The sequence below is a fragment of the Streptomyces lycii genome (assembly GCF_009735685.1).
GTDB classification, from domain to species: Bacteria; Actinomycetota; Actinomycetes; order Streptomycetales; family Streptomycetaceae; genus Streptomyces; species Streptomyces lycii.
Genome location: NZ_WHPN01000402.1, coordinates 1 through 25,690, shown reverse-complemented (window position 1 = coordinate 25,690; position 25,690 = coordinate 1). Strand labels below are relative to the sequence as shown.

The 25,690-nt window shown below is 74.2% G+C and carries 25 protein-coding genes and 1 pseudogene; 14 read left to right on the top strand and 12 right to left on the bottom strand.

The window, feature by feature from the left end; translation table 11 throughout:
* Nucleotides 1–496 precede the first annotated feature (496 nt).
* Nucleotides 497–1,903, top strand: a complete 1,407-nt coding sequence (locus GCU69_RS27825; protein ID WP_156207517.1) for an MBL fold metallo-hydrolase — start codon at nt 497–499, stop codon at nt 1,901–1,903.
* A gap of 610 nt (nt 1,904–2,513) precedes the next feature.
* Here GCU69_RS27825 and GCU69_RS27820 read toward each other — a convergent pair.
* The gene (locus GCU69_RS27820) at nt 2,514–3,362 is read right to left on the bottom strand and encodes an endo alpha-1,4 polygalactosaminidase (RefSeq protein ID WP_156207516.1); all 849 of its coding nucleotides are present in this window, start codon (nt 3,360–3,362) and stop codon (nt 2,514–2,516) included.
* 288 nt (nt 3,363–3,650) lie between these two features.
* Here GCU69_RS27820 and GCU69_RS27815 point away from each other — a divergent pair, with 288 nt between their 5' ends.
* Nucleotides 3,651–4,223 (top strand): rhodanese-like domain-containing protein, encoded by a 573-nt coding sequence (locus tag GCU69_RS27815; RefSeq protein ID WP_098755207.1) that lies wholly within the window; start codon nt 3,651–3,653, stop codon nt 4,221–4,223.
* A 28-nt stretch (nt 4,224–4,251) separates the two neighbouring features.
* On the opposite strand, the gene GCU69_RS27810 is transcribed toward GCU69_RS27815, so the two are convergent.
* Entirely contained in the window at nt 4,252–4,740 is a 489-nt protein-coding gene (locus GCU69_RS27810) for a very short patch repair endonuclease (protein WP_156207530.1), read from the bottom strand.
* A gap of 233 nt (nt 4,741–4,973) precedes the next feature.
* Between GCU69_RS27810 and GCU69_RS27805 the strand changes: the two genes are divergently transcribed.
* From GCU69_RS27805 to GCU69_RS27790, 4 genes are all read left to right on the top strand, one after another.
* Nucleotides 4,974–5,456: an SgcJ/EcaC family oxidoreductase gene (locus GCU69_RS27805; RefSeq protein ID WP_156207515.1), complete on the top strand. Its 483-nt coding sequence runs from the start codon at nt 4,974–4,976 to the stop codon at nt 5,454–5,456.
* A 303-nt stretch (nt 5,457–5,759) separates the two neighbouring features.
* Complete coding sequence (locus GCU69_RS27800; RefSeq protein ID WP_156207514.1) at nt 5,760–6,167, top strand: CU044_2847 family protein; 408 nt, start codon at nt 5,760–5,762, stop codon at nt 6,165–6,167.
* Nucleotides 6,164–7,288, top strand: coding sequence for a S1 family peptidase (locus GCU69_RS27795; protein ID WP_156207513.1), 1,125 nt, complete (start codon nt 6,164–6,166; stop codon nt 7,286–7,288). The genes GCU69_RS27800 and GCU69_RS27795 overlap by 4 nt, the downstream gene beginning before the upstream one ends.
* Nucleotides 7,285–8,220: a hypothetical protein gene (locus GCU69_RS27790; RefSeq protein WP_098755211.1), complete on the top strand. Its 936-nt coding sequence runs from the start codon at nt 7,285–7,287 to the stop codon at nt 8,218–8,220. The genes GCU69_RS27795 and GCU69_RS27790 overlap by 4 nt, the downstream gene beginning before the upstream one ends.
* A 79-nt stretch (nt 8,221–8,299) precedes the next feature.
* Here the strand turns inward: GCU69_RS27790 and GCU69_RS27785 are convergent, their stop codons facing one another.
* The 7 genes from GCU69_RS27785 to cpt all read right to left on the bottom strand — a co-directional run bounded on the left by GCU69_RS27785 (nt 8,300) and on the right by cpt (nt 15,887).
* On the bottom strand, nt 8,300–8,848 hold the full coding sequence (locus GCU69_RS27785) for a DUF2165 domain-containing protein (RefSeq protein ID WP_098755212.1): 549 nt from the start codon (nt 8,846–8,848) through the stop codon (nt 8,300–8,302).
* Nucleotides 8,849–9,277: 429 nt separating this feature from the next.
* A complete protein-coding gene (locus GCU69_RS34630; RefSeq protein WP_156207512.1) occupies nt 9,278–9,958 on the bottom strand; it encodes a maltose acetyltransferase domain-containing protein in 681 nt (226 codons plus the stop codon).
* 70 nt (nt 9,959–10,028) lie between these two features.
* A complete protein-coding gene (locus GCU69_RS27775) occupies nt 10,029–10,589 on the bottom strand; it encodes a GNAT family N-acetyltransferase (protein WP_098755394.1) in 561 nt (186 codons plus the stop codon).
* Nucleotides 10,590–11,093: 504 nt separating this feature from the next.
* Entirely contained in the window at nt 11,094–11,978 is an 885-nt protein-coding gene (locus GCU69_RS27770; protein ID WP_156207511.1) for an alpha/beta hydrolase, read from the bottom strand.
* A 193-nt stretch (nt 11,979–12,171) separates the two neighbouring features.
* Nucleotides 12,172–12,714, bottom strand: coding sequence for a DinB family protein (locus GCU69_RS27765; protein WP_156207510.1), 543 nt, complete (start codon nt 12,712–12,714; stop codon nt 12,172–12,174).
* A 322-nt stretch (nt 12,715–13,036) separates the two neighbouring features.
* Nucleotides 13,037–14,794, bottom strand: coding sequence for a cellulase family glycosylhydrolase (locus tag GCU69_RS27760; protein ID WP_218037991.1), 1,758 nt, complete (start codon nt 14,792–14,794; stop codon nt 13,037–13,039).
* A gap of 559 nt (nt 14,795–15,353) precedes the next feature.
* Nucleotides 15,354–15,887, bottom strand: coding sequence for a chloramphenicol phosphotransferase CPT (gene cpt, locus GCU69_RS27755; RefSeq protein ID WP_156207508.1), 534 nt, complete (start codon nt 15,885–15,887; stop codon nt 15,354–15,356).
* A 245-nt stretch (nt 15,888–16,132) separates the two neighbouring features.
* Here cpt and GCU69_RS27750 point away from each other — a divergent pair, with 245 nt between their 5' ends.
* From GCU69_RS27750 to GCU69_RS27735, 4 genes are all read left to right on the top strand, one after another.
* Nucleotides 16,133–16,648, top strand: coding sequence for a GNAT family N-acetyltransferase (locus GCU69_RS27750; protein WP_098755451.1), 516 nt, complete (start codon nt 16,133–16,135; stop codon nt 16,646–16,648).
* A gap of 31 nt (nt 16,649–16,679) precedes the next feature.
* A complete protein-coding gene (locus GCU69_RS27745) occupies nt 16,680–17,426 on the top strand; it encodes a hypothetical protein (RefSeq protein ID WP_156207507.1) in 747 nt (248 codons plus the stop codon).
* Between the two features lie 70 nt (nt 17,427–17,496).
* Nucleotides 17,497–18,057 carry a DinB family protein gene (locus GCU69_RS27740; RefSeq protein WP_235978740.1) on the top strand — a complete coding sequence of 187 codons (561 nt, stop codon included), beginning with the start codon at nt 17,497–17,499 and terminating at the stop codon, nt 18,055–18,057.
* A 231-nt stretch (nt 18,058–18,288) separates the two neighbouring features.
* Nucleotides 18,289–18,771, top strand: a complete 483-nt coding sequence (locus GCU69_RS27735) for a GNAT family N-acetyltransferase (RefSeq protein ID WP_098750527.1) — start codon at nt 18,289–18,291, stop codon at nt 18,769–18,771.
* A 182-nt stretch (nt 18,772–18,953) separates the two neighbouring features.
* Here GCU69_RS27735 and GCU69_RS27730 read toward each other — a convergent pair whose 3' ends face one another.
* Entirely contained in the window at nt 18,954–19,580 is a 627-nt protein-coding gene (locus tag GCU69_RS27730; protein ID WP_098750528.1) for a helix-turn-helix domain-containing protein, read from the bottom strand.
* A 71-nt stretch (nt 19,581–19,651) separates the two neighbouring features.
* Here GCU69_RS27730 and GCU69_RS27725 point away from each other — a divergent pair, with 71 nt between their 5' ends.
* The 4 genes from GCU69_RS27725 (at nt 19,652) to GCU69_RS27710 (ending at nt 23,101) form a co-directional block, all read left to right on the top strand.
* Nucleotides 19,652–20,839, top strand: a complete 1,188-nt coding sequence (locus GCU69_RS27725; RefSeq protein ID WP_156207506.1) for an NAD(P)/FAD-dependent oxidoreductase — start codon at nt 19,652–19,654, stop codon at nt 20,837–20,839.
* Nucleotides 20,840–21,245: 406 nt separating this feature from the next.
* On the top strand, nt 21,246–21,566 hold the full coding sequence (locus tag GCU69_RS34145) for a DUF6412 domain-containing protein (RefSeq protein WP_170315948.1): 321 nt from the start codon (nt 21,246–21,248) through the stop codon (nt 21,564–21,566).
* Between the two features lie 166 nt (nt 21,567–21,732).
* Nucleotides 21,733–22,479, top strand: coding sequence for a YidC/Oxa1 family membrane protein insertase (locus GCU69_RS27715; RefSeq protein ID WP_156207504.1), 747 nt, complete (start codon nt 21,733–21,735; stop codon nt 22,477–22,479).
* A 40-nt stretch (nt 22,480–22,519) separates the two neighbouring features.
* Nucleotides 22,520–23,101 carry a GNAT family N-acetyltransferase gene (locus GCU69_RS27710; protein ID WP_156207503.1) on the top strand — a complete coding sequence of 194 codons (582 nt, stop codon included), beginning with the start codon at nt 22,520–22,522 and terminating at the stop codon, nt 23,099–23,101.
* Nucleotides 23,102–23,317: 216 nt separating this feature from the next.
* Here GCU69_RS27710 and GCU69_RS27705 read toward each other — a convergent pair whose 3' ends face one another.
* Both GCU69_RS27705 and GCU69_RS27700 read right to left on the bottom strand, forming a co-directional pair.
* A complete protein-coding gene (locus GCU69_RS27705; RefSeq protein WP_156207502.1) occupies nt 23,318–24,565 on the bottom strand; it encodes a YncE family protein in 1,248 nt (415 codons plus the stop codon).
* Between the two features lie 299 nt (nt 24,566–24,864).
* Nucleotides 24,865–25,341, bottom strand: a pseudogene (locus tag GCU69_RS27700) (heme-degrading domain-containing protein); the annotation flags it as partial.
* Between the last annotated feature and the right edge of the window lie 349 nt (nt 25,342–25,690).

Here is a 25,690-nt window from a genome sequence, read left to right as displayed (position 1 = left end):
AGGCTCGATCGGTGGATACAGTGCGCGCTCGGCCGGACACCTTCCGCTCGCCGGTCACGGAAGCGGCACCCTGACGGAGCGCGCGGGAGCCGCGCCGGTCGGGCGGGTGCTCCGGGGCAGGGCTCCGGCGTGGCGGCGGGCACAGCCGCCGCCCCAGCCGCCGTCATCGGTGTGCCGTGGACGCCGGGCCCGCCCCGCCGTCCGGGCACGCGGTGTATGAGCACCCGCCGACCGGGAACCCCGTGGACGAGTACCTGCCACCGGGCACCCCCGGTCCCGCACCCGCCGGGCCGGCACCCGCCGTCCGGACGCGGGCGGCCGCGCGGCCGGGCGGCTGACCGTCCGGGCACCCGGTGTACGGGCACCCGGTGTACGGGCACCCGGTGTACGGGCACCCGGTGTACGGGCACCCCGCCCGGTCACCCGGTGTACGGGCACCCCTCCGGGAACCCGGTGTGCGAGCCCGCCCACCAGCGCAGCGGAAGGAGTCGCGGCCGTGTTCTTCGTCGACACCGTGGAGTCCGAGGGGATCGGCAATCGCAGCTATCTGGCCGGGGGCCCCGAGTCCGCCGTCGTGGTCGACCCGCAGCGCGACATCGACCGGGTCCTCGCCGTCGCCGCCCGGCGCGGGGTGCGGATCGCCCGGGTTGTCGAGACACACGTGCACAACGACTACGTCAGCGGCGGTCCGGAACTGGCCCGTGTCACCGGGGCCCGCCACCTCCTGCCGGACGGCGCCGAGGTGTCGTTCCCCCGGGATGCCGTCGCCGACGACGACACCGTGCCCGTCGACGAACGGCTCCTGCTGCGCGCCCTCGCCACCCCCGGGCACACCCCGCACCACACCTCGTACGTCCTGGAAGAGGACGGCCGCGCGGTCGCGGCCTTCACCGGCGGTTCGCTGCTCATCGGGACCGTCGGCCGCCCCGACCTCGTCGCGCCCCGGCTCACCGAAGGGCTCGCCCGCGCCCAGCACGCCTCGGCCCACCGGCTCGCCGGCGCCCTCGGCGACGACGTGTCCGTCCATCCCACGCACGGCTTCGGCAGTTTCTGCTCCTCCGCGCAGGTCGACCGCGACTCCACCACCGTGGGCGAGGAACGCGCGAGCAACGACGCCCTGGTCAAGGACGCCGACACCTTCGTCGCGGACCTGATCGCGGGGCTCGACGACATCCCGGCCCACTACGCCCACCTCGGCCCCGTCAACGCCGCCGGTGCCGCCCCCGTCGACCTCACCCCGCCCCGGCACGCCGACGCGGGCGAGATCGCCCGGCGGCTGGCCGAGGGGGAGTGGGTGGTGGACCTGCGCGACCGTGTCGCCTACGCCGAGGGGCACGTCGCCGGGTCGTTCAACTTCGAGGCCGACGGCAAGCTCGCCACCTACCTCGCCTGGCTCGTCCCCCGGGGCAAGCCCGTCACCCTGCTCGCCGAGAGCGCTGGGCAACTGGCCGCCGCGCAGCGCGAGCTGGTGCGTGTCGGCATCGACCGGCCCGCCTCCGCGGCCACCGGCTCCCCGCGCTCCTGGCTGCGCGACGGCGAGCTGCCGCGCTCCTTTCCCCGCGCCGCCTTCGCCGAACTCGGCCCGCCCCCGGAGGACGGGGCTGCCCACGGGGGCGGCCCGGCGGACGCCGGGGTGGTCCTGCTGGACGTACGCCGCGACTCCGAGCGCGCCGCGGGCCGGATCGACGGCTCCGTGCACATCCCGGTCCACGAACTGCACGACCGCATCGGCGAGGTGCCGCCCGGGCAGGTGTGGGTGCACTGCGCGGGCTGTCTGCGCTCCGCGATCGCGGCCTCCCTGCTGGACGCCGCCGACCGGTCCGTCGTCGCCGTGGACGACGGGGTCGACGCCGCGGAACGGGCCGGTCTGGCCGTCGTCCGGCCGGGGGACGGGTCCGCCTGACCGCACCGCGGGCCCGTTCCCCGGCGGCCGGTGGCGCTGTCGTGGTGCTGTCTCCGGCCGCCGTAGGCCCGCCCCGCCCGGACGCCCGCCCCGCCCGGACGCCCGTCCCGCCGTAGGCCCGCCCCGTCGGACGCCCGCCGCGTCGGGCGGCTCGACGGGCCGCCCACGGGCCCGCAGTCGGGCTGCTGTTGGGTTACGCGGTGGTCATCGCCGTCGGGCTGCTGTTGGTGGTGACGCGGTGGTCATCGCCGTCGGGCTGCTGTTGGTGGTGACGCGGTGGTCATCGCCGTCGGGCTGCTGTTGGTGGTGACGCGGTGGTCATCGCCGTCGGGCTGCTGTTGGTGGTGACGCGGTGGTCACCGTCGTCGGGCTGCTGCTGGTGGTGACGCGGAGGCCGTCGCCGTCCGGCCGTCGCCGTCCGGCCGCCGCCGGCCGGTGGCCGCCGCCGGCCGGTGGCCACTGCCGGCCGGTGGCCACTGCCGTCCGGCGGCTGTCGGTGAGCTGTGCGGAGGCCCGCCCTCCGGCGGTTGTCACCGGGTTGTGCCGAGGCGCGCTGTCGCGCTGCCGCCCGCGGGCTCCTCGGTGGCCCGCGGCCCGTTGCACGCGGGGCTCAGGTGACGTCCGTGCAGGTCTTGCGGACGTATCCGTCCGTGGTGTCGGTGACGACGAACTTGTCACGCTGCACGATGCTCAGCCGGTCGCCGAAGCCGTCACAGGCCGACTCCAGGCCGTCGGCGCTGTACTCGATCACGATCACGTTGTCGCCGTACACCTCGGTGTACTCCCCGCACTCGGTGTACTGCCCGCACTGCTCGGCGATGGCGAAGTCGAACCCGGTGCGGTCGCGCTCGGCGGACAGTTCGGCGCCGTTCTTCTGCCCGACGGCCAGGCCCGCTTCGTGCGCGTGGTCGGTGATCAGCCGGGCGAAGGCGATGGCCTCCTCCTCACCGAACTGCCCGCCCGAGCGGAGATGGCTGTCGAAGTTGTCGGGCTCGACGGCCTGGAAGCGGAAGCCGTTCTCCTCGGTGTCCGCGCAGCCGTCGATCCACCCGTTCACCTTCTCCGCGATGGCCTTCCGCTTCTCCTCGGTGCTGATGTCGAGGAGGGCCTCGTCCCACTCCTCGTCGATGATGACCTCGCCGTCGGCGTCCTGGAGCAGCAGGTCCTCGTCCCACTCCCCGATCTCCTCGGGCTGGATCTGGTACGCGTTGACGTAGCAGATGTTGTACGGAACCTCCGCCGGAACGTCCTCACGGTCGCGGGTGACGACCCGTACCCCGTCGGCCGGGGTGTAGCCGCCATTGATCTGATAGTCGAACGGCGCCCCCGCGGGCGGCAGCGTCACCGCGGTGGGCGCCGCTCCCGCCGTGAAATCGACGGCGAACGGGGCCGCGGCCGCCGCGACGGCGGCCACGAGGACGGCCGGCCACCAGCGGGACCGGAAGCGTGAGACGGACATCGTTGTGCTCCAGGGAGTGGGGTGTGCAGGCCAGTACAGCACCGGGCCGGTCGCTGCCGGTCCCGGGCGGCGGACCATTGCCCGGCACCGGCCGCACTCGTGCACGAAGGGGCGTCCTCGCGATGACCGGCGGCGCCATCGCGATCCCCGCGGTCACGGTGCCGGAGGGGCCTCTCCCGCGAGCCGGATGAGTGGTGGTTGTGAAGGGCGCATGACAGTCCGGGGAATGAAAATCGCAGGCGGTAGCGTTGCGGAGGCCGGCACCCCGTACGGAAAGGCACCTTCCGCATGAGCACCACCACGACCCCCGCCCTCGACGTCCAGCAGGCGCACGCCCGGCTCCACGAGCTGACCGTCATCGACGTCCGCACCCCCGGCGAGTACGCCTCCGGCCACGTGCCCGGTGCCCACAACGTCCCCCTCGACCGGCTCGACGCGGCCCTCCCCGCCCTTCGGACCGCCGCCGAACGCGGTGACCTCCTCGTCGTGTGCGCCTCCGGCGCCCGCTCCGCCCGGGCCTGCGTGAGCCTCGCCGAGCACGGCATAACCGCCGCCACCCTCAGCGGCGGCACCGCCGCCTGGAGCGAGCAGGGCCACGACGTCCACCGGTCCGGGGGCGGCCGTACCGTCTGGGCCATGGAACGCCAGGTGCGCCTCACCGCCGGTTCCGTCGTGCTCGTCGGGCTCGCCGCCGGACGCCGGTGGCCCGCCGCCCGGCTGCTGTCCGCGGGGATCGCCGGCGGTCTGGTCTTCTCCGCGCTCACCGACACCTGCGGCATGGCCCGGGTCCTCGCCAAGCTGCCGCACAACCGGTCGCAGGACGCCGACCTCGACGCGACGCCGGCCGCACTCGCGGGCTGAACCCCGCGCGACGGCCCTGCGGCGGCGCCTACGCGCCATCCGGCGTCGCCTGTACGCCGCCCCTCGCCGCCTGTACGCCGCCCGGCGTCGCCCCCGCGCCCCCGGGTGCGGCGCCGTCCGCGGCGCCACCGGCACGGGCCGGGTGCCGGGCCGTGATCACCGCGGCCGCCACCCGGTCCGCCACGGCCGCCGGGTCCTCGTGCTCCCAGAAGCGCAGCACCGTCCAGCCCGCCTCGGCCAGGCACCGGTTCGTCTCCCGGTCGCGGGCGATGTTCCCGTCCAGCTTCCGGCGCCACCAGTCGGCATTGGCCTTGGGGTGGGTGGCGTGCTGCGGGCAGCCGTGCCAGAAGCAGCCGTCCAGGAAGACGGCCACCCGAGGCCCGGGGAACGCGATGTCGATCGTGCGGCGCGGGTGACCCGGGACCTTCCGGTGCAGACGGTAGCGGTACCCGGCCGCGTACAGCAGACGGCGTACGGCCACCTCGGGAGTGGTGTCCCGGCTGGCCTGGCGGCTCATGCGGGCCGAGACGGCGGCGGAGGACGGGAGTACGGCGGACACGCGTCCATTGTGGGCCGGCGGCCGGCCGGGCGCGCCGGACCGGCCGTGCGCCGAGGCCCGTGCGCCGAGGCCCGTGCGCCGAGGCCGCGGGCCGCCGGCCGGGCGGCGGGAGCGGGGCTCCGACCCGTGCAGACGGCACCGGGTGAGACGGCACCGGGCGGGACGGCACCGGCCGATGCCATGATGGCCGCATGTCCGAGGAGAGTGAGCACACGCGGCAACCGGAGACGGCGGTACGGGCGCTGTTCGAGGATCTGCTCGCGGCCTGGAACCGGCGCGACGCCCGCGCGTACGCGGCGCTGTTCGCCCCGGACGGCGCGCTGGTCGGGTTCGACGGCAGCCAGGTGCGCGGCTCGGAGGTCGAGGAGCATCTGACGCCGGTCTTCGCGGACCATCCCACGGCGTCGTACGTGTGGAAGGTGCGCGAGGTGCGGTCGCTGGCCGGAGGAGCGGTTCTGCTGCGGGCCGTCGCGGGCATGGTGCCGCCGGGCGGGTCCGAGCCGAACCCCGCCGCGAACGCCGTCCAGTCGCTCGTCGCCGAGAGCCGGAACGGGGTGTGGCGGGTGGTGCTGTTCCACAACACTCCGGCGCAGTACCACGGCCGCCCCGAGCTGGTCGAACAGCACACCGACGAGCTGCGTGAAGTCCTCGGCGAGGCCACCGGCCGGGACTGAGCCGCCACCTCCGCGCCGACCCGCCCCGTCCCGGGGACGGCGCGGCCCTCCCGTACCGGCGCCTCCCGCACCCACCCCTACGGGGAAAAGCACGCGAACCCGGCGCGGGGCCCGGGCCGCGTCGCTACACTCCCGTACCAGTCGATTACGGAGCGGACAGAGCCCACGGCGCCCGGGGAGGGGCGCACCGTGCGCCGCCACGTCCCGCTCCGAGGACATCCAGCGGTCACCGTCACGGCACACCGGGCCCCGGGCCCGCCCTTGTGCCCGGTGACCGGCCGTGTGATCGGGGGGCAGGGCGGCATGACAGAGCTGGTCAGATTCGAACTCGCGGGAGACCGCGGCGTCGTCGTGGAGACGGGTGAACCCGCGGACGGGCTCACACCGGTGCGCCGCGGGGCGGACGGGGTCGTGGACTCGGCGACCCACTTCACCGAGCGTCTCGCCACCGTGCGCGACGCGGTCGGCGAGGCGCTGACGCAACTGCGGGACCGGCTCGGCCCGGACGACATCACGGTGTCCTTCGGGGTGAAATTCACCGCGGAGGCGGGAGCGGTCATCGCGAAAACCGCGGTGGAGGGCAATCTCGCGGTGGAAATGACCTGGCACCGTTCCCCCGGCGCGCCACCGGCAGCAGCGGACGCGGCCGCACCGCCGGGCGCGTCCGCGTCCCCCGGCACACCGGCCGCACCGGCCGCACCGCGCGCATGAGCGACTTCCCCGGCCCGGCGGCGCCCTGGCGGCTGAGAGTCCGCCGCTCCGCCGACGGGGCCGTGCTCGGCACCGGGTTTCTGATCCTGCCCGATACGGCGCTGACCTGCGCGCATGTGATAGCCGAGGAAGACAGCCCGGCCGAGGTCCTGATCGACCTCGCCGCCGGCGGCCCGCACGGCACACGCGGCGCGCGGGCCGCCGCCGTGCCCGTGGCCGGCTGGTCCGGCGACATGAGCCGCGACATCGCCGTGCTCTCCCTGCCGCACCGATTACCCGACGCGGTGCCCGCCGTACTGGCGACGGGCCCGCCGCCATCCACCGCCACACCGCTGCTCGCCTTCGGTTTCCCGCGGGGCTTCGGCGCACCGGCAGGGGGCGGCCGTGCGGACGAGGCGACCGGTCCCGGCGTCTGGACCCGGGTCGTCGCGGAAGGTGCCGGGTTCGACGGCGGGTTGCTGCAGTACACCTCGGCCGAACCGCACAGCACACCGGTGCAGCAGGGTTTCAGCGGTGGCCCCGTCGTCGACGACCGGACCGGACTTGTCGTCGCGATGACCACCCACGCCAAGCCGGGTCAGGCCATCTCCTACGGCATCCCGGCGCAGGCCCTCCGCGACCGCCTCCCGCCGGACGTCGCCGAGCGGGTCCGCGGCGGAACGCGGCCTCCGCCGGCACTCGCCCGCGTCGCTGCGGCCCTCAACCGGCGTGGCCCCGGCGGCGGGCGCGCCCCGGACTTCGCCACGGCGCGCGCCTCGCTCGCCGCACTGCTGAGCCTCGGACCCGAGCACTCCGACATCGCCTACTACGCCGCGCTCACCGCCTTCGGCGGGCGGCGCCCCCGGGAGACAGCGGTAGTGGACGTACTCCCCAGACTCGACCGGCGGTTCCGGGAGAGCTACGAAGCCGGTGCCGCGACACCCCACCTTCGCGCGCTCTGGGCCGTCTTCAAGGAGGACGGCTTCATCGGCCGCGGCCTGGGCGACCGGCCGCCCCGCGCCGGCGAACTGAGCCCGTCCGCCGACCACACCGCACCCCGGCACGCCGACGAGATCTGCGACCTGGTCCCCACGCCCGAGTCGCCCACCTGGCAACGACTGGATCGCAGGAGACGACCGTGACCAACGACCCGTACGCGGGACTGAGCCCCCGCGCGGCCGACGTGCGCCGCTACTTCACCCCGACACCTCCGCCTCCCCGGCTCAGGGGACCCGTGATCGTGTGGTCCCTGGGCCTGGTGTGCCTCTTGTACGCGCTGGTGACCGACAGAGCAGCCGGAGGGTTCCTCGTCGTCGGGATCGTGGCCGGGGCGAAGGGCGCGCACACCCATCTCACCCGGCTGAAGCGGTACCGGCAGGCCAGGGCCTGGGCCGAACCCAAGCCGGCGGACAGCTGGATGGACCAGCTCCTCTACGTCGAGGGCCGGGAGAGCGTCGTCGGCACCGGCCGCGCGCGCCTCAATCTGGTCCGGGCGGACGAAGCCGCGGCCGAGCAGGGCGACGAGGGATCGGGGCCGCTCGTCGTCTTCGGGTTGCCGCCCGTCCCGCCGGCCGGTTTCCGCATGGCGATCGGGCGCGACGGCATCCTGCGCGCCACCCACTACGACATCTTCGTCTTCTTCCTCACCAAGTGGCACCTGTGCATGTACCGGGGTCTGCTGGAGATGGAGACCGGCTTCACCGTCCAGGACGAGACCAAGGAGTTCGCCTACCGCGACGTGGTGTCGCTCGCCACGGCCAGCGACCGGCGCACCATGCCCAAGCCCCCGGAACACAACGGGCAGGGACAGCCCGCGCCGGGCACGGGACCCGGCGGGTTCCCGGCCGCGCCCGTGCTGCACTGGACCACGCAGCAGTTCTTCCGGCTCCGCGTCGCCTCCGACCACATCAGCACGCTCGTCGGCCTCCACTTCGAGGACCAGCTCGGCACCAGCGGCTTCGGCAACGGGGAAGAGGTGGAGATGACGCTCCAGCGGATCCGGGCGAAGCTGCGCGAGTACACCGAACGGCGGGAGGAGTCGGGAAGCGGTGACGCCTTCGGCTCGCATCTGTGAGCGGTCCGTGCCGGGCACCGGTGCCGTGCGGCGGGCACCGGTACCGGGACGGGGAAGGCGGCGGGGCGGGTGCCCCGTGTCAGCCGTCTCCCCTGCGGAGGGACGGCAGGTGGATCACGACGAGTGTGAAGGCGGCGAGTACGAGGTTGCGGGCGGCCGCGTCCAGGCCGTTCCAGTCCGACGACTGCCACATCGCGAACCACTCCCCGCCGATGCCGATGAAGCCCAGCCCGAACAGCAGCAGCGTCATCACCAGGCCCAGCGTGCTCGCCCGGCGCGCCCGGTCGTGGCTGCCGCGGCGCAGGCCCGTCGTCCACAGCCAGGTCGCGAGGAGGAGTACGAGCGCGGTCAGCGTCTCCCAGACGATGATGGCGACGTAGGCGGTGTTCTGCAGGGCCGGGGACTCGATGGCCCGCCACATCAGGTCCGGGTCCTCGAACGTGGTGTCCATCGCCAGGACGTGCTGGACGAACTGCTGGTTGGTGCCGAAGTCCGTGATGTTCCCGAAGGCGACCAGGGTCATGTAGAGCGCGGTGGTCGCGGTCAGGGCGGTCGCCGCGACGGGCAGGGTGCCCAGCGAGAGCAGCCGGTCGAGCCCACCGCCCCTGCGCGGTCCGGTACTTGCCATGCGTCCTCCTCGGGTCCGGGGCCGGGTCCGGGTTCGATCCCGGTCCCGTACGGTTCGGGTCGGGTCTGGTCGGTTCGGGTCGGGTCGGTCAGGTGGTCCGCTCCGGGCCGGGTCCGGCCGGGTGCGTACGAGGCCGTCCGAGGCCGTCCGAGGCCGTACGGATGTCAAGTCGCCCGACGCGCAGGGTGTTCCCGGACGCGGCCGGCCCGTCAGCCGGACCGGCCGTACCGGTGTCCTGCCCTCCGGCGTTCACCGCCGACCGCCGACCGCCGACCGCCGACCGCCGACCGCCGACCGCCGACCGCCGACCGCCGACCGCCGACCGCCGACCGCCGACCGCCGACCGCCGACCGCCGTCGCGACCGTGGCCGGATTGCCCGCTCCGCCGGCCGTCCGGTCCGCCGGCCGTCCGGTCAGTCGACCTTGCGGTCAGTCGACCTTGCGGTCCCGGAAGTAGAACTCGCGGTCGCGGTCGGTGATCGGCCGCAGCACCCGGCATGGATTGCCGACCGCGATGACGTTCTCCGGTACGTCCTTCGTCACCACGCTGCCCGCGCCGACGACCGACCCGTCGCCGATCGTGACGCCCGGCAGCACGACGACGTTCGAGCCGATCCACACGTCGTTCCCGATCCGCACCGGCAGCGAGAACTGCCGTCCGCCGAGGCGCAGTTCGGGGTGCACCGGGTGGCCCGTCGGGGTGATCGTCACATTGGGGGCCATCATCACCCGGTCGCCGATGTGGACGTCGATGTCGTCGACGACCACCAGGTTGAAGTTGGCGTAGAAGTCGGCGCCGATGTGGATGTTCGACCCGTACGCACAGCGCAGCGGCGGTTCGATCCAGGCATTCTCGCCCACCGAGCCGAGCAGCTCGGCCAGCAGCGCGCGGCGGCCCTCCGCGTCGCCCGGGCGCGAGCGGTTGTAGTCGTACAGCAGTTCCTGACAGCGCTGCCGCTCCTCGTCCAGGCCCTCGCCGTGGTCGGTGTAGAGCCTGCCGGTGCGCATCCGCTCGCGGATCGACGCCGAGCCGTCATGGGCGTCGGCGTCGGGGCCGGGGCCCGGGACGGATTCGGTGTCGGGTTCGGGGTGGGCGTGTGGTGAGGTCATCGAGGTGATCCTTTCGCGGGCGGGCGAACGGGCGGGTCGGGAAGGGGTGTGCTGTCGCCGGTCGCGGGCGTCAGCGAACCTGCCGGGCCTGCCGCCACTCCGGCGCGAGGACCGCCCAGACCTCCGCGTCGAGCCGCTGCCCGCGGTGCACGTACTCGCCGCGCAGCACGCCCTCGCGCGTCATCCCGAGCCGCCGGGCCACCGCGATACTCGCCTCGTTCGCCGACGCGACCCGCCACTCCACACGGTGGATGCCGCGCTCCTCGACCGCCCAGTCGATGATCAGGCGCGCCGCCCGCGTCACCAGGCCCCTGCCCACCGCCGACGGCTCCAGCCAGCAGCCCGCCTCGGCGGTGCCCTGACCGATGTCCATGGTGCGGAAGAGCACCCCGCCGACCAGCGTGCCGTCCCTCCGGATGCCGTAGATCCGCCCGGCGTCGGCGGCGGCCTTGTCGGCGTACGACTGGAGGAACGCGCGGCTCGACTCCAGGTCGGCGACCACGTCCGGCAGCGGGACGTACCGCCCGATGTGCTCCCGGCCCCGGTCCATGTGGGCCAGGAACTCCTCCGCCTGCCACGGTTCGAGCGGACACAGCTCCGCGCCGTCGTCCCCCAGGGATACCGCGAACATCGTCCCCCTCCACGGTCGTTCACCGGCACGCGCCGAGCCGTACACCGGCGCGCGGAGCCGCACACCGGTACATGCGGGAAGGATCTTCCCACGCGGGACCGCGCGGACGCTCCCGGTTTTCCCGGTGCCCGGACGGGCCGGACGACCGGCTTCAGCGGTTGGTGTCCCGGACGGGCCGGACGACCGGCTTCAGCGGTTGGTGTCCCGGACGGGCCGGACGACCGGCTTCAGCGGTTGGTGTCCCGGACGGGCCGGACGACCGGCTTCAGCGGTTGGTGTCCCGGACGGGCCGGACGACCGGCTTCAGCGCCTGGTGTCCCGGACGGGCCGGACGACCGGCTCCAGCGGCTGGTGTCCCGCCCGTGCCGGATGGCCGGATCGGGCGCCGGCCGGGCCCTCGCCGCGGTTCTGGGCCGGGTCGCCCCCTCGCGCGGCGGGCCCGCGGGGGCCGGGCGCGGGGCAGTGTCGGGGACAGCCCCGGATTCTCCGGGGACCGGGCCACCGTCAGTGGGCGGCGATCCAGTCGGCGGTGCGGCGCAGCACCGTCCGGCCCGTCGGGTTGTCGTCGTCCAGCGCCGTGATGTGGAACGCGTGCGGCATCCCCTCGTACACCTCGACCGCGACCTTCGTTCCGGCCGCCGACGCCGCCTCCGCGTAGCGCAGGGTGTCGTCCAGCAGGGCCTCCGCCCCGCCCGCAACCATCAGCAGCGGCGGCAGCCCGTCCAGCGCACCGTGGACGGGGGACTGCGGGGCCCGGTCGGGGCGGGCGCCGCCGAGGTACTGGCCGATCAGATGGGTGAGCACGGCCCGGTCCACGCCGGGGTCGTTCGTGGCCTCGGAGTCCACGGACGGGCCGGAGACCGTGAGGTCGGTGACCGGGGACAGGGTGACGACGGTGGCCGGGAGAGCGGTGCCGGACTCCTTGAACCGGAGCAGGGCCGACAGCGTGAGCGCTCCGCCGGAGGACTCGCCGACCACGGCGATCCGCTCCGCCGGCACACCCTGGCCGAGCAGGGCGCCGTACACGGCGACGACGTCGTCCAGCGGCTCCGGGTACGGATGGGCCGGGGCCAGCCGGTAGTGCACGGCGAACACCGGGCGCGAGGTGGCCCGGGACAGGCGGTGCGCCATGAGGCTGATCAGCTCCGGCATGCGGCTTCCGAACCCGCCGCCGTGCACGTACAGCACGACACCCGCTTCGGCGGAGGCCCGCACCCCCTCCGCCGTGACCCAGGCGCCGGGGACCCCGCCCGTCTCCGGCAGCACCGGGGCCGGGTCCGCGCCCTCCGGCAGCGCGAGCGAACGGCTGCCGATGCCGCCGAACACCTCGGCGACGGCGGCGTGGGCTGTGGCGGGGTCGGGCTCGGCAGGAATACGGGTCAGGTCCATGATCTGTATTCCTAGTGGGCCGCCGCGGGCACCGGCAAACGGGTTGTGACCGGTGTGGCGGGCGCCGTGCGGGCCGCGGGAGGCCCGCTCAGCGGACCTGTGGCACCTGTGGCACCTGCGGCACCTGTGGCCCCTGCGGGACGCCCGGGAACCGGGGCGGACGGCTCCCGGGGCGGACGGCTCCCGGGGACGGTTACGGGGACGTCGCCGCGGACGCCGCCCGCAGCAGCCGGAGCTGGCCGATCTCGGTGACGTTCTTGGTGAGTTCGGTGTTCACCCAGGCCAGCATGTCGGCGACCGTGTACGCGGGGTCGTGCTGCCACGGGAACGGGGCGGTGGCGTCCAGACCGGCGTCCGTGAGCCCGTCCAGCACCGTCAGCCACTCCTCGCGGAGCCCGCGCAGCCAGGCCACGGCCGACGCGCCGTCGCCCGGCCAGGTGATGTCCGTCCGATCCCGCGCTTCCCTGCCCCGCGCGTGGTCCAGGGTCACGCTCCACCACCAGCCGATGTGCCAGCTCACCCAGCCGATCGTGGGGACCGGCACCGGATCCGGCTCGTGGTCCGCCCAGTCCGGCCGCCACACCCCGTCGGTGTCCGGACGCACTGTCCAGCAGAGCGGGCCGGGCTCCCACAGGAAGTCCCCGGGCTCCAGCCGGTCCAGGTGATATTCGAAGAGGGCCCAGGTCAGGTCGAACTGCCGGCGCAGTAGGCCGGTACGGGACGCGGATACGTGCATCGGCCGACCGTGGCACACGCCGTCCGCTCCCGGAAAGCGGTTGTCCGCGGACGGCGGGGCGGTTGCCGCGCGTACGAACGACGAGCCGACGGAAGACGAACGGCGGAAGACGAACGACAGAGGACGAGCGACGAAGGGCGAGCGGCAGAGGATGAACGGTGGAGGACGGACGGCGGGGACGAGCGGCGGGGACGGGCCACGGAGGACGAACGGCGGGGACGAGCGACGGAGGGCGGACGGCGGCCCGTGGTGGTGTGTCGCACGCGGCGGCGGCCGGGGCGCGGTGGTGCCGCGCCCCGGCCGTCCGGAGAGACCGTGCCGGTCAGGCCGTGGTGCCGGTGACCGTGGTGCCGGACTTGGTGACGTAATAGGTCAGCTTCGTCCCGCTCCAGTAGTGGAAGGTGAGCGTCACCCGGGCGCCGTCGTTGACCTCGGCGAAGAAGTCCGGCGTCAGGGTCGTGGCCTTCGCCTCGTAGTCCGGCGCGAAGGCCGCGTCGAACTCCTTGTACGGCGTCCAGTTGTGCGGCCCCGCGTTGCTGCCGTCGTCGTACTTCGCCTCCATCGTGGCGAGCTGGTCGCCGCGGAAGTCGGTCGGCACGGCGAAGGAGTCCGTCGTGCCCGTCGCGTCCTCCAGCACCGGCTTGTCGTACGTGACCAGGCTGATGCGCCACGGCACGCCCGCCGAGAAGCGGGCGGACAGCTCGGCGTTGGTGCCGTACTCCCGGTCCCCGCTCAGCCGGGTCAGCAGCGAGGCGGTGAGGGTGAGCCGGTCGCCCTCGACGGTGTAGTCCGTACCCCGCGTCAGCTCCGTGTCGCCGTGGTGGAGCCCGGTGAACTCGGTGCCGTTGAGATGCAGTGTCAGCGTCCGGTCGGCGATGTCCGCGGCGCGCTCGCTGAAGACCTGGTCGGACGAGGCCGTGCCCGAGCGGGTCGTCCAGCTGGACTCGATCTGCGCGAACAGCTCCGGGTCGTTCCAGGCGAAACCGGTCCGCTGGAAGTGCTGGCCGTTGTCCCACAGCATGGTGGTGATGTTCTTGGCCCGGGCGTAGTGGCCGAGGAACTCGAAGAACTTCAGCTTCTCGCCCTGCTGCACGGTGCCCGTGTGCCGGTCGAAGCCGAGCAGGCCGTACTCGCCGAGAATCACCGGAATGCCCTGTGCCACGAAGGCGGTGTGCACGCGGTCGAACGCGTCGGTCAGATCCTGCTGGGCGGTGGCGTCGAAATGCGTTCCGCCCGCGACGTTCACGCTGAACGGCCAGTAGCCGTAGTAGTGGAACGTCGCCACCAGGTTGGGGTCGTCCAGCGCCGCGAACGTCGCGGCCAGTTCGTCCACCCGCGCCTGGTCGGCCGAGGTGTGCAGGGTCGGCAGGACGAGCAGCCGGTTCGCGTTGTTGCCGCCGGACGCGCGCACGATCTCGTGGAACGAGGTGTTCAGCTCGTCCAGCAGCTCCGCGTTCTGGGCGTCACCGGAGCTGTTCGTGAACTGCGGCTCGTTGACGCTCTCGAACAGCAGCTTGGCGGAGGAGTCCCGGAAGGTGTCGGCCAGCTGTGTCCAGATGGCGTTGTAGCGGGCCAGCACACCGGAGCGGTCGGCGGGCATGTCCGCCATCCACTCCCAGGAGTCGTGGTGGATGTTGATCAGCACGTAGAAGCCGTCGTCCAGCGCCCAGTCGACCACCTCCCGGACCCGGTCCAGATACGCCTGCTCCAGCGCGTAGTCCGGGGCCGCGCCCTGGTGGTGCCCCCAGGTGACGGGGATACGGATGCTGTTGAACCCCTGGGCCCGGACGTTGTCGAGCAGTTCCTGCGTGACCCGCGGGTTGCCCCACGAGGTCTCGTCCTCCCCGGTGGCGTCGAGGGAGTTGCCGAGATTCCAGCCCGGCTGCATCGCCTCGACGGCGGCCATGGCCTCGTCCGAGGCGGGACCGGACCCGGTGCTGCCGGAAGCGGGGCCCCGGGGCGTCGCGTTGGCGCTGCCGGGAGCCAGTACGCCCAGCCCGGCGAGCAGGGCGACCGCGCAGCCGGCCAGCAGGCCGGCCCACCAATGTCTCAGTCCTGTGCTGCGGCTTGATCCGGTCATGGCAGTCCTCGTCATCTTGTACTGCTGCGGGGGAGAAGAGAGGGCCGAATGGTCAGCGGCCGACCGTGGCAGCATGTTTGTCACGGCGGCGGAAATGCTGGCAGTAACACGACAACAATGCAAGGGTTTTGTCTTGCACGGTGAATCATGAACCGCGCGACCAGGGCTTATGATTCCGGTGTCGAATATTCGACGCTATTCGACCCGTGATTTCGATGCGGTGTCGACCGTCGAATGCAATTCGACGAAAAAACTGGCGAACTCGACCTCAACGGCATCAATCGGCCAGGCGCGGAATGCCGCGGCCGCCGGAAGTCTCCCGGCCGCCCGGCCGCCCGGCCGCCCGGCCGGTCCCGGATCCCGGTCGGTCGTCCCGGAGCGCGGCCGGCCGGTCACGGGGGCGCGGCCGGGCGTGCCGTCGTACCGGACCAGCATGGTGCCGGACCGGTGCCGGATCACGGTGGTGCCGGTTACGGCCGTGCCGGGGCTACGCGGCGGGCCGGCCGGCTCCCGGGGCACGCCCCAGGTGACCGTTGGCGTTGGCCCGGGGCGTGCCCGGTCACCCGACCCGCTCGGCGATGGCACGCGCACACACGAGGGCCTCGGTGTGCGTCGTGACCACCTCCATGTCGTAGACCACGCCCCGGTGCACCGGCTCCGCCTGTTCCGCTGCCATCCCCACGACCCGGTCGCCCCGCGCCAGTTCGCGGCCCGCGGCGACGGCGCTCTCGCAGCGGACACCGACCCACAGCACGTCCAGCCCGGCCAGAGCTTCCCGCCACCGCTGCTGGGACGCGGCGCCGCCGAGGAACACCTCGTCGACCACGACCCGCGCGCCGGCACGGACCATCGCGGCGACCCCCGCCCGCCACGCGGCTTCCAGCGCCCGGAACTCCGGTCCCACGCTCACCCCGCCGTCCGGCGTGACCAGGAGCCCCGTGTCCGAGGACTGGAGGGAGGCGGGCATCGTCTCGATCAGCGTGTCGACCCCGAGGACCGGCCACGGATCCGGCAGAACCGCCTGGAGGCACCGGGCGATACCCGTTTTCCCGGAGCTGGAGCCGCCGTTCAGCACGATCACCTGAGTTGTCACCGGGGCACGGTAGCGGCGCGGGACGGGGATCTCCCAGTCTTTTCCGCCCGCCGCCCGCCGCCCGCCGCCCGCCGCCCGCCGCTTGCCGCCTGCCGCCTGCGGCTCGCCGCTCGCTGCTCGCCGTTCGCAGCCCGCGGACCCGGGCGCCCGGGCGCGCACCCGCCCGCCCCGCCGGGGCAACTCCCGGGCGCAAGCGCCCGGCTGGGCCTATTCTGAGCGCCGGACTCACCGAACCACGGGGACGGATGGTGCGTACGGACAGCGGTGACGTGGAACTGCGGAGGCTCGGCGAGGAGACGCTGCGGGAACTGCTCGCGACGGCCGTCGCGGACGCCGAACCCGAGGACGTCATGCCGCCCGTCGCCGGTCCGCCGGGCTGGACCCCGGCCCGCCGCGACGCCTTCGTGGCCTGGCACCGGGCGCGGCGGCCCGGGCTGGACGGCCCGCGGGCCGAGGCCACCTACGCGGTCGTCGCCGGCGGTGAGGTCGTGGGCTCCGCCCGGCTGGCCCGGCGCGGCGGCGCGCCCGGGGAACTCGAAACGGGGCTGTGGCTCGGGCGGTCCGCCCGCGGCCTGGGCATCGGCACCGCGGTGCTCCGTGCCGTACTCGCCGAGGCGGCCCGGGCGGGTGCCCGCGCCGTGGTCGCCGACACGAACTCCGGCAACCGGGCCGCGATCGCCGCACTGCGCCGCTGCGGCGCCGAACTGACGACCGACCACGAGACCGGCCGGGTCGCAGCCCGGCTCCGGGCGACCGGCTGACCGGGCGCGGAGAGGCGGGCACAGCAATCCCATGGCCGAGACGCTCATCGCCGTGATCAGCACCACCGTGGCCCTCGGGGCGCTGTACGTCAGTTGGGCCGGGCACCGGCACCAGGTGCGGCGCGCCCGGGAGACGGCCGAGCGCGAGCGGGAGACGGCCGAGCGCGAGCGGGGGATCGAGGCCCGGGAGCGGGAGGCCGCCGAGCGGGCACGGCAGGCGGAGTCGAGGGAGGCGCTGGTGCAGGCGTCGCTGATCGACGTCCGGCTGCGGACCGTGCCGTCGGCGATCCACCCGGGATACGTCACGCCGCAGCTCGACGTGATCAACCGCAGCAGCCACCCGGTCCGTGAGCTGGCCGCCACGCTGCACGAACAGCCCGTACCGGAGGTGTGCGGCGACGTGAACGCGGCGACCGGGCGGACGTTCACGCTGCCGTCCGGGCGGAGCGGCGAGGTCTCCGCCCGGCTCGCGGACGTCCGGCTGTCCTTCACCGACGCGGCCGGCGCGTACTGGCGCCGGGACGGTGACGGCGGGCTGCGGCGCGGGACCGAGCGGGACGGGGTGACGACGTGGGGGCCGCGGGAGGAGCCCGTCATCCGCGCCGTCGACACGCCGTGGGCGGCCCAGCCGGCCACGTCGGCGCCCGCCCGTCCGGCGTTCGATTTCCCGGACGGGGTGAGCGAGAGCCGGGCCGGCCGGGCTCGTCCCGTCGCCGTGGTCGCCCTGGTGGCGGCGGTGGTCGCGGCCGTGGCGGTGGCGGTGGCCGTCCTCCGGTAGCGCGGCGGGCGCCGCGGCCGGCACCGGAAAGCCGTGGCGGAGCCGTGCGGTGATCGTTGAGGATGACCGGATGAGCAGCCAGAGCGGACCCGCCAAGAGAGCCGACATGTTCGTCGCGCCCGAGAACGACCCCCGGCCGAACGAGCCCTCCACGGGGGACGAGCGCTCCCTCCTGCTCGAGTATCTGAGGTTCCACCGCACCACCCTGGAGCTGAAGTGCTCGGGCCTCGACGCCGAAGCGCTGGCGCGCCGCTCCGTCGAGCCGTCCACGCTGTCGCTGCTGGGCCTGGTCCGGCACCTGGCCGATGTGGAACGGCACTGGTTCCGCAGGGTTCTCGCCGGGCAGGACGCGCCGCCGCACTTCTGGTCCGCGGCGGACCCGGACGGGGAGTTCAACGGAGCGGTCGCCGACCCGGAAGTGGTGGCGCGGGCATGGGAGGTGTGGCGGGAGGAGGTCGCCTTCGCCGACCGCTTCGTGACCGGGGTGCCCGACCTCTACGTGTCCGGCCGGGTGTCGGACGGCGTTGTGACGCTGCGCGACGTGCTGGTGCACCTGATCGAGGAGTACGCCCGGCACAACGGCCACGCGGATCTGCTGCGCGAGCGGATAGACGGCCGGGTGGGGGAGTAGCGGGGCGCGGAGTCCCTGCCGGGAAGGCGCCGGGGGAGCAGGGCTCGGCGTCGGTGCGGGGGGCGGCGCCGGGGAGTGGTGCCGGGGAGTGGCGGGGCGCCGAGCCAGTGCCGGGGGGCCGGTGAAGCGCGGTGTTCGTGCCGGTGAAGGGCGGGGGCATGCCGGGTGCGGGGGCCGGGTGGGGCTGCGCGCGGGCGGGGTGTTGTCAGTGCCCGCTGTCAGACTCCGGGCATGAGCGAAGACGTACGACTGAGGGAAGTCGTGGAAGCCGACCTGGAGTTGTTCCACGAGCACGAGCGCGACCCGGAGACGGTGCGGAGGTCGAAGTTCACGCCCAGGGAGCGGGACGCCTTCATGAAGCACTGGACGACGAAGGTGCTCGGCGACCCGACCGTGCTGACGCGGACCGTCACGGTGGACGGGGTGGTCGCGGGCTCCGTCGTGTCCTGGTGGGACGGGGACCGGCGGTTCATCGGCTACGTCTTCGGCCGGAGCTTCTGGGGACGGGGGATCGGCACGAGGGCCCTGGCGCTCTTCCTCGGCGTGGAACGGACCCGCCCGCTCCACGCCGACCCGTACCAGGGCAACACGGGCTCGGTGAAGCTGCTGGAGAAGCACGGTTTCCGCCGCACGGGGACGCTGCGGCACGGGGAGTACGAGCACCTGCTGCTGGTGCTCCCGGAGGACGGGAACGGCCCGCCCGCCGACGGCTGAAGACTGCTGCCACCTGCCACCTGCTGCCTGCTATCTGTTAACCGCTGCCCGCTGCCCGCTGCCCGCTGCCCGCTGCCTGTTGAGCGCCGGCTGTACCGGCCTGAGGCATTGTCGACGCGGCTGATGGCCGGTCGGCCGCCGAGTGCGGTCCGAGGCGGCGGGTGCCGTGGTGCCCCGCCCGGTCACTTCTTCTCGGATGAGCGGGCGCGGACGTGCATCCGTTCGCCCTGTTTGCCGAAGAGGCTGAGGATTTCCACCGGCTCCGGGCCCGCCGCGGCGAACCCGTGCGGGACCCGGGTGTCGAACTCCGCCGCTTCTCCGGCCGTCAGCACCAGATCGTGCTCGCCGAGTGCCAGCCGCAGCCGGCCGGAGAGGACGTACAGCCAGTCGTAGCCCTCGTGGACCCGCTGTTCGAGCTTGTCGTCCCCGGTCGTGTCGTCCGGGCGGCCGGGCAGGACCATCTTGTACGCGGACAGCCCGCCCAGATGCCGGGTCAGCGGCACGATGGTCCGGCCGTTCCGCTGGAACGGCCGCGGATGGATGCGCGGATCGCCGGTCGGCGGCGCGCCGACCAGTTCGTCCAGCGGTACGCCGTGCGCCTTGGCCAGCGGAAGCAGCAGTTCCAGGGTGGGGCGGCGCTGTCCGGACTCCAGCCGGGACAAGGTGCTGATCGAGATGCCGGTGGTCTCGCTCAGAGCGGCCAGCGTGGTGCCGCGGGAGCGGCGGAGGGCGCGCAGCCGGGGGCCCACGGCGTCCAGGACCGGTGCGAATTCATCGTTGTCGGATGTCGGCTCTGCCATGCCCTCCATTTGCCACCCCGGCAAGAAAGTTTGTCAAGACGGGGTGGTGCGGCGAACCCTCGCATCAGGAGGTCATTCGCATGACGGACAACACGAGCAATACGAATGAGAAGAACGTAACGGCTAGTACGGGCAATACGGATCACTGGGGCGGCGCGGGCAACGCGGACGTGCCGGGTGGCTCGGTCAACGGGGTACCGAGCGCGGAGCCCGCCAGGCCGGGAGGGGCCGGGCGGTACGACGTCGTGGTCGTCGGCGGTGGCGCCGCCGGGCTCAGCGGGGCGCTCACCCTCGCCCGGGCGCGCCGCTCGGTGCTGGTCGTCGACGCCGGCCGGCCCCGCAACGCCCCCGCCGCACAGGTCCACGGCTACCTCGGCCGGGACGGCGTGCCGCCCGCCGAACTCCTGGCAACCGGCCGCGAAGAGGTGGCCCGCTACGGCGGCGAGGTCCGCGAGGGCACCGTCGTCACCGTCGAGCGGCCCGCCGCCGGGGGCTTCCGGGTGCTGCTCGACGGCGGCGCCCCGGCGGCCCACGCGGACCGGCTGCTCGTCACCACCGGGCTGGCCGACGAACTGCCCGAGCTGCCCGGCGTCGCCGAGCTGTGGGGGCGGGACGTGCTGCACTGCCCGTACTGCCACGGCTGGGAGGTGCGCGACCGTGCCATCGGCGTGCTGTCGACCGGTCCGCTCGCCGTGCACCAGGCGCTGCTGTGGCGGCAGTGGAGCGACGACGTGACGCTCTTCCTGCACACCGGCCCCGAGCCGGACGACGAGCAGTACGAGCAACTGGCCGCGCGCGGGGTGGCCGTGGTGGACGGCGAGGTGGCGGGGCTGGACCTCACCGGGCAGGGGCGGCTCGGCGGCGTACGGCTCGCGAGCGGACGGGTGATCCCGCGCGACGCGCTGACGGTCGCCTCCCGCCTCACCGGCCGTGCCGGGGTCCTGGAGGGGCTGGGCCTGACGGCCACCGGCCGGGAGATGGCGGGCCACGTCGTCGGCAGCCAGGTCGCCGCCGACCCGTCGGGGGCGACGGAGGTGCCCGGGGTGTGGGTCGCCGGGAACGCCGCGGACATCACCGGCCAGGTCGCCGGCGCGGTCGCGGCCGGTCTGCTGGCCGGGGCGGCGATCAACGCCGATCTGCTCGCCGAGGAGACCCGGCGCGCGGTCGCCGCCCGCCGGGGCGGAGGCGGCGTCTTCACCGCCGCGGCGGAACGCGAGGTCGCCGAACGGGTGCTGGGCTCCGCCCGCCACGGCCTCCCCCGGCCCTGAATCCGGGCACGCCCGGGCGCGTACCCGGCTTCGGGCGGCCGCCCGGGCGCGTACCCGGCTTCGGGCGGCCGCCCGGGCGGCCTACCCGGCTTCGGGCGGCCGCGGGGGCGCGCTCGGTCCGCGGAAAGCCGCCGAAGCGCGCGATGTGCTGTCCCGCTCGTGCGGACCGTCGCGGGCGTCCTCGCCGGGCGTGCTCTCCGCCGTCGCGGGCGGCGGGCTCAACCTCGACGCGGAATCCGGTGAGCGCAGGGAGTCGCGGGCGCACCGGCTGGTCACCGCCGAGGTGGTGTTGGCCACCGCCCTCACCACTGCCGTCACCACGGTCGCGGGCCGGGCTCCGGGGCGCGCCTCCGCTCGCCGGGGCGGCCGGCCCTATGATGAGACGGTCGGTCGAAGAAGGAGCGGGATGAGGGGCGACGTCGTGCAGCGGGTGCGGGCCGGGCTCGTGCTGACCCTGCTCGGCGAGATCCTGCTCGGCCAGAGCGGCCTCCTCGGCGAGGCCCTGGCCGGGGCCGTCGCCCTCGCCGCCACCACCGCGGTCTGCGCGGCACTCCTCGCCTGCGCCGTCCTCACCGCCCGCGCCGCCCGTCCCGTTCCGCCCACCCGGGTACGGACCGCCCTGCGCGAACGGGCCCTGCGCACCGCCTTCCTGCCCCAGCGCGACCCCGACGCCTCCGGCCGGCCACGGCCCAGGGCACCCGGGCGTCCCGCCCCGGCAGCCGGGTAGGCGGCGCTCCCTCTCCACACGTTCCCCGCAGCACGCGGCGCGCAGCGCGCGCACGCGGCACGCGCTACGCAGCGCGCGGTGCCGGGAACGGAGCACGCACGCCTGCCCGGCTCGTCACGCCGAAATCCTTCGTTCCGGCACGACGAGACCCCCGGAGGGCTCACCCATGTCCGTATTCGCGCACCTCGTCTCGCTGTTCGCGGGCGCGCTCCAGCCCGTGTTCGCCGCGTCGGCCACCGCCGCCGCCATCGTCCTGTTCACCCTGTGCGTGAAACTCGCGCTCCACCCGCTCACCCGTGCCGCCGTACGTGGTGAGAAGACCCGTGCCCGGCTCGCGCCCCGCGTCGCCGAACTGCGCCGGAAGCACGCCCGTAACCCGGAGCGGCTGCGGAGCGCGCTGGCCGACCTGTACGCCGAGGAGAAGTCCTCTCCGCTCGCCGGCTGTCTGCCGATGCTGGTGCAGCTGCCCGTGTTCTTCGTGATGTACCGGCTGTTCACGGCCTCCGAGATCGGCGGCGAGGCCAACGAACTGCTGGACCACCGGCTCCTCGCCGCGCCGCTCGGCGGCCGCTGGGCCGACGCGCTCGGTGACGGCGGCCCGTTCGGGCCGCAGGGGCTGGTCTACCTCGCCCTGTTCGCGCTGACGGCGGCCGTCGCCACCTGGACGTACGCACGGGCCCGGCGCACGGCGCGGGACGCCCCGCAGCTCGTGGCCCCGGCCGCGCCGGCCGGCCGGTCCGGCGACACCGGGGCGGTGCCCGGGGCGCAGGCCGTGGCGGGCATGGCCAGGATGCTTCCGCTGCTGTCGTTCGGCACGCTGCTCACGGCGGCCGTCGTGCCGCTCGCCGCCGGGCTGTACGTGGTGACGAGCACGGCGTGGACCGCCGCCGAACGCGCCTGGCTCACCCGATAACCACTGGGGCCGGCGCGGCGGGCCGACTACGCTCGCGCGGATGCGGACCACGCGAACCGTCTTCCTGGAGACCGAGCGGCTCACGCTGCGCCGGTTCACCGGGGCCGACGCGGACCTGCTCGGCGGCCTCCACGGTGACCCGGACGTCATGCGCTTCATCTCCGCCGCCCCCGAACCGCCGGAGACCGTCCGCGAGGAGGTGCTGCCCCGCATCCTGCGCCGGTACCAGGAGCACCGCGGGCTGGGAGCCTGGGCCGCCGAGGAGCGGGCCACGGGCGCGTTCCTCGGCTGGTTCGAGCTGCGCCCGTGCGATCCGGGCTCGCCGGTGGCCGAACTCGGCTACCGGCTGCACCGGGCAGCCTGGGGGCGCGGCTACGCCACCGAGGGCTCCCGCGCCCTGGTCCGCAAGGCGTTCACCGAACTCGGCATCGAGCGTGTCGTCGCCGAGACGATGACCGTCAACCGGGCCTCCCGCCGGGTGCTGGAGAAGGCCGGACTGCGGTACGTCCGCACCTTCCACGCGACCTGGCCGGAGTACGTCGAGGGCGCCGAGCACGGCGACGTGCGGTACGAGGCCGAGCGCGCCGCACGGCCGGCCGGGCACGGGCCGCCTCCGTCCTGACCGCGCCCCGGCGCCGCGCCCGCCGCACCGGGGCCGGCTCCGGCCCGACGCGCCCCGCTCGGTCCGGCAACGTCCGGCAACGTCCGGCGGCGGTCTGCCGAAGCAGCGGGGGAAGCTCTGCCGGGAGCAGCCGGGAGCAGCCGGGAGCAGCCGGGAGCAGCCGCGGGCAGCTGGGGGAGGAGCCGGGGCGGCCGTGCCCCGCCGGGTCGGCCGGGGTCAGCCGTCCGACGGGTCGAGGCCCGCGAGCGCCTCGTCCGTCAGCTTCGCCGGGCGCTCTCGCTGCGGGAAGTGGCCGGTCGGGACGCGGGCGACCTCCTTCGCGGTGGCGTAGTCGACGACCGAGACCTCGTTCTCGTTCGACAGCGAGACGAAGCAGTACCGGCCGCCGGGGCCGGTCGCGGTCCAGTACGGCAGGGCGTCGGTCCCGTAGTGGACGTAGCCGTCGGTCTCCAGACCGGGGCGGGAGACGACGGCCACGTAGTCGTCGATGGTCCCGGCCATGCACAGCTTCGACTCGTCGGCGTTCATGGCCATGCCGTGGTGCGCGGAGTTCTGCGGGTAGTCGTCCTCACGCAGCTCCGCGGCCTTGTCGCTGTACGGCATCTCGACGGTGCGGGTGATCTCCCCGGCCTCCAGGTCGTACTCGACGAAGCCGTTGAGGTACGAGAGCTGCGCGTACATCGTCTTGTTGTCGGCGGTGAAGACGGCCGGCCGGACGCCGTACTCGAAGTCGTACGTCCGCACCGGGTCGAACGTCTCCCCGTCGACCGCGACGACCTGCTTGGCGCCCTTGAGGCCGTTGAGGGCCTTGGGCATGGAGGTGACGCCGATGCTGGAGTTGTAGAGGAGGCTGCCGTCGGCGGAGTAGTCGTTGCCGTGCGGGTAGGTGCCGGTCTCGAAGCTGGCGTGCAGGGTGCCGTCGGCGGTGTTGAGCACCTCCGCCTTCTTGGCCGTGGTCGCCGAGACGATGAACTTGCTGCCGTCCGGGGAGAGGGCGGCGTGGTCGGCCTTGAACCCCGCGGTCTCGTAGCGCCAGAGCATGGTGCCGCTCGCGAGGTCGAAGGCGACCGCGTCGGAGAGGACGCCGCGCGAGACGTAGAGCGTGCTGCCGTCGGGGGAGACGGCCATGTCGTCGACGAGCTTGCGGTAGCCCTGGATGCTGTTGACGGTCTCGTACGCGATGCGCTCGACGGGGTTCATCTCGTCGATGCGCTGTTCGAGGTCGGGCACCGCGTCGAAGGAGCCCAGGTTCTCGAAGGTCGCGGCGTCGATGAAGCTGACGGTGCCGCCCTGGCCGTTGCCGACCGCCATCACGTCGCGCGGCGCTCCGGCCGCCCGCGGCGCGGCCCGTTCGGCCGCGCCCGCCGGGGTCGTGCCGCAGGTCAGCACGAGGGAGGCCAGGACGGCGGCGGTGGAGAGGGGAAGCAGCGGGCGGCGCGGGCGCCTCGGGGCGGGTGCGGGCATCGTCGTCCTCCGGGGATCCGGGCAGGGGCGGGCGAGGAGAGAGAGTTACCGTCGGTAAGCACGTGCGCTACGTGACGGTAACCACGGCGCCGCGCCCCGGCAAGGGTGCGTGCGCACCAAAGCCCGCCCCGCCGGACGTGATTGAGCCGTCAGGGCTCCGGAGTCGGCGCGGGGGAGGGGCCCGGCCCGGGTGCCGGCGCGGGTGTCGGCCCGGGGGCGGGCGACGGGCCCGGCAGCGGTGCCGGTTCCGGTTCTGGTTGCGGCGAGGGCGAGGGCGTCGGGGTCTGCGGCGCGTCCGGTGTCAGGAAGCTCTCCAGCGCCTCGACCACCAGCGCGTGGTCCTCGGCCTGCGGCAGTCCGGAAACCGTGACCGTGCCGATGACCCCCGCGCCCTCGACCGCGATCGGGAACGAGCCTCCGTGCGCGGCATAGCGGCACGGGTCGAGCGGCGACGACGCCTCGAAGGTCGTCCCCCGCGCCCGGAACCGGGTGCCCACCAGATACGAACTCTCTCCGAACCGCTCCACGATCCGGCGCTTGCGGTCGATCCAGTCGTCGTTGTCCGGGGAGGTGCCCGGCAGAGCGGCGTGGAACAGCTGCTGGTGGCCGCGGCGGATGTCGACGGTCACCGGCGCCTGCCGGTCCCGGGCCAGCCGGACCAGCAGACAGCCCAGGTTCCAGGCGTCGTCGTGGGTGAAGCGGCGCAGCACCAGCCGGCTCTCCTGGGAACGGAGGACGGTGACGAGCGCGGCGGGGTCGAACGCGGGGTCGGTCATGGGCTGCTCCCGTGAGAGGTGGGGGTGCGCGGCCGGCCGGCCGGTCCCCGGCCGGTCGTCGGGTCATCGGCGGTCGGCGGCAGATCGGTCGGTCAGTGGATCCGTGGGTGGCAGATCGGTCGTTCAGAGATCGGTCGGCAGGTCGGCAGGTCGGCAGGTCGGCAGGGTCGGTGGAGCGGTGGTGCGGTCGTCAGTCGTCAGTCGCCGGGGCGGCAGGCCGGCGGGTCGGTAGGTCGGCGGGGCCACGCGTCGGCCGACGCATCGGCCGACGGGCCGGGTGCTCGGGGTCGGTCCCGGCCCCGGCTGCCGGTCCCGGTCCCGGTCCCGGTCCCGGCCCCGGTCCCGGCCC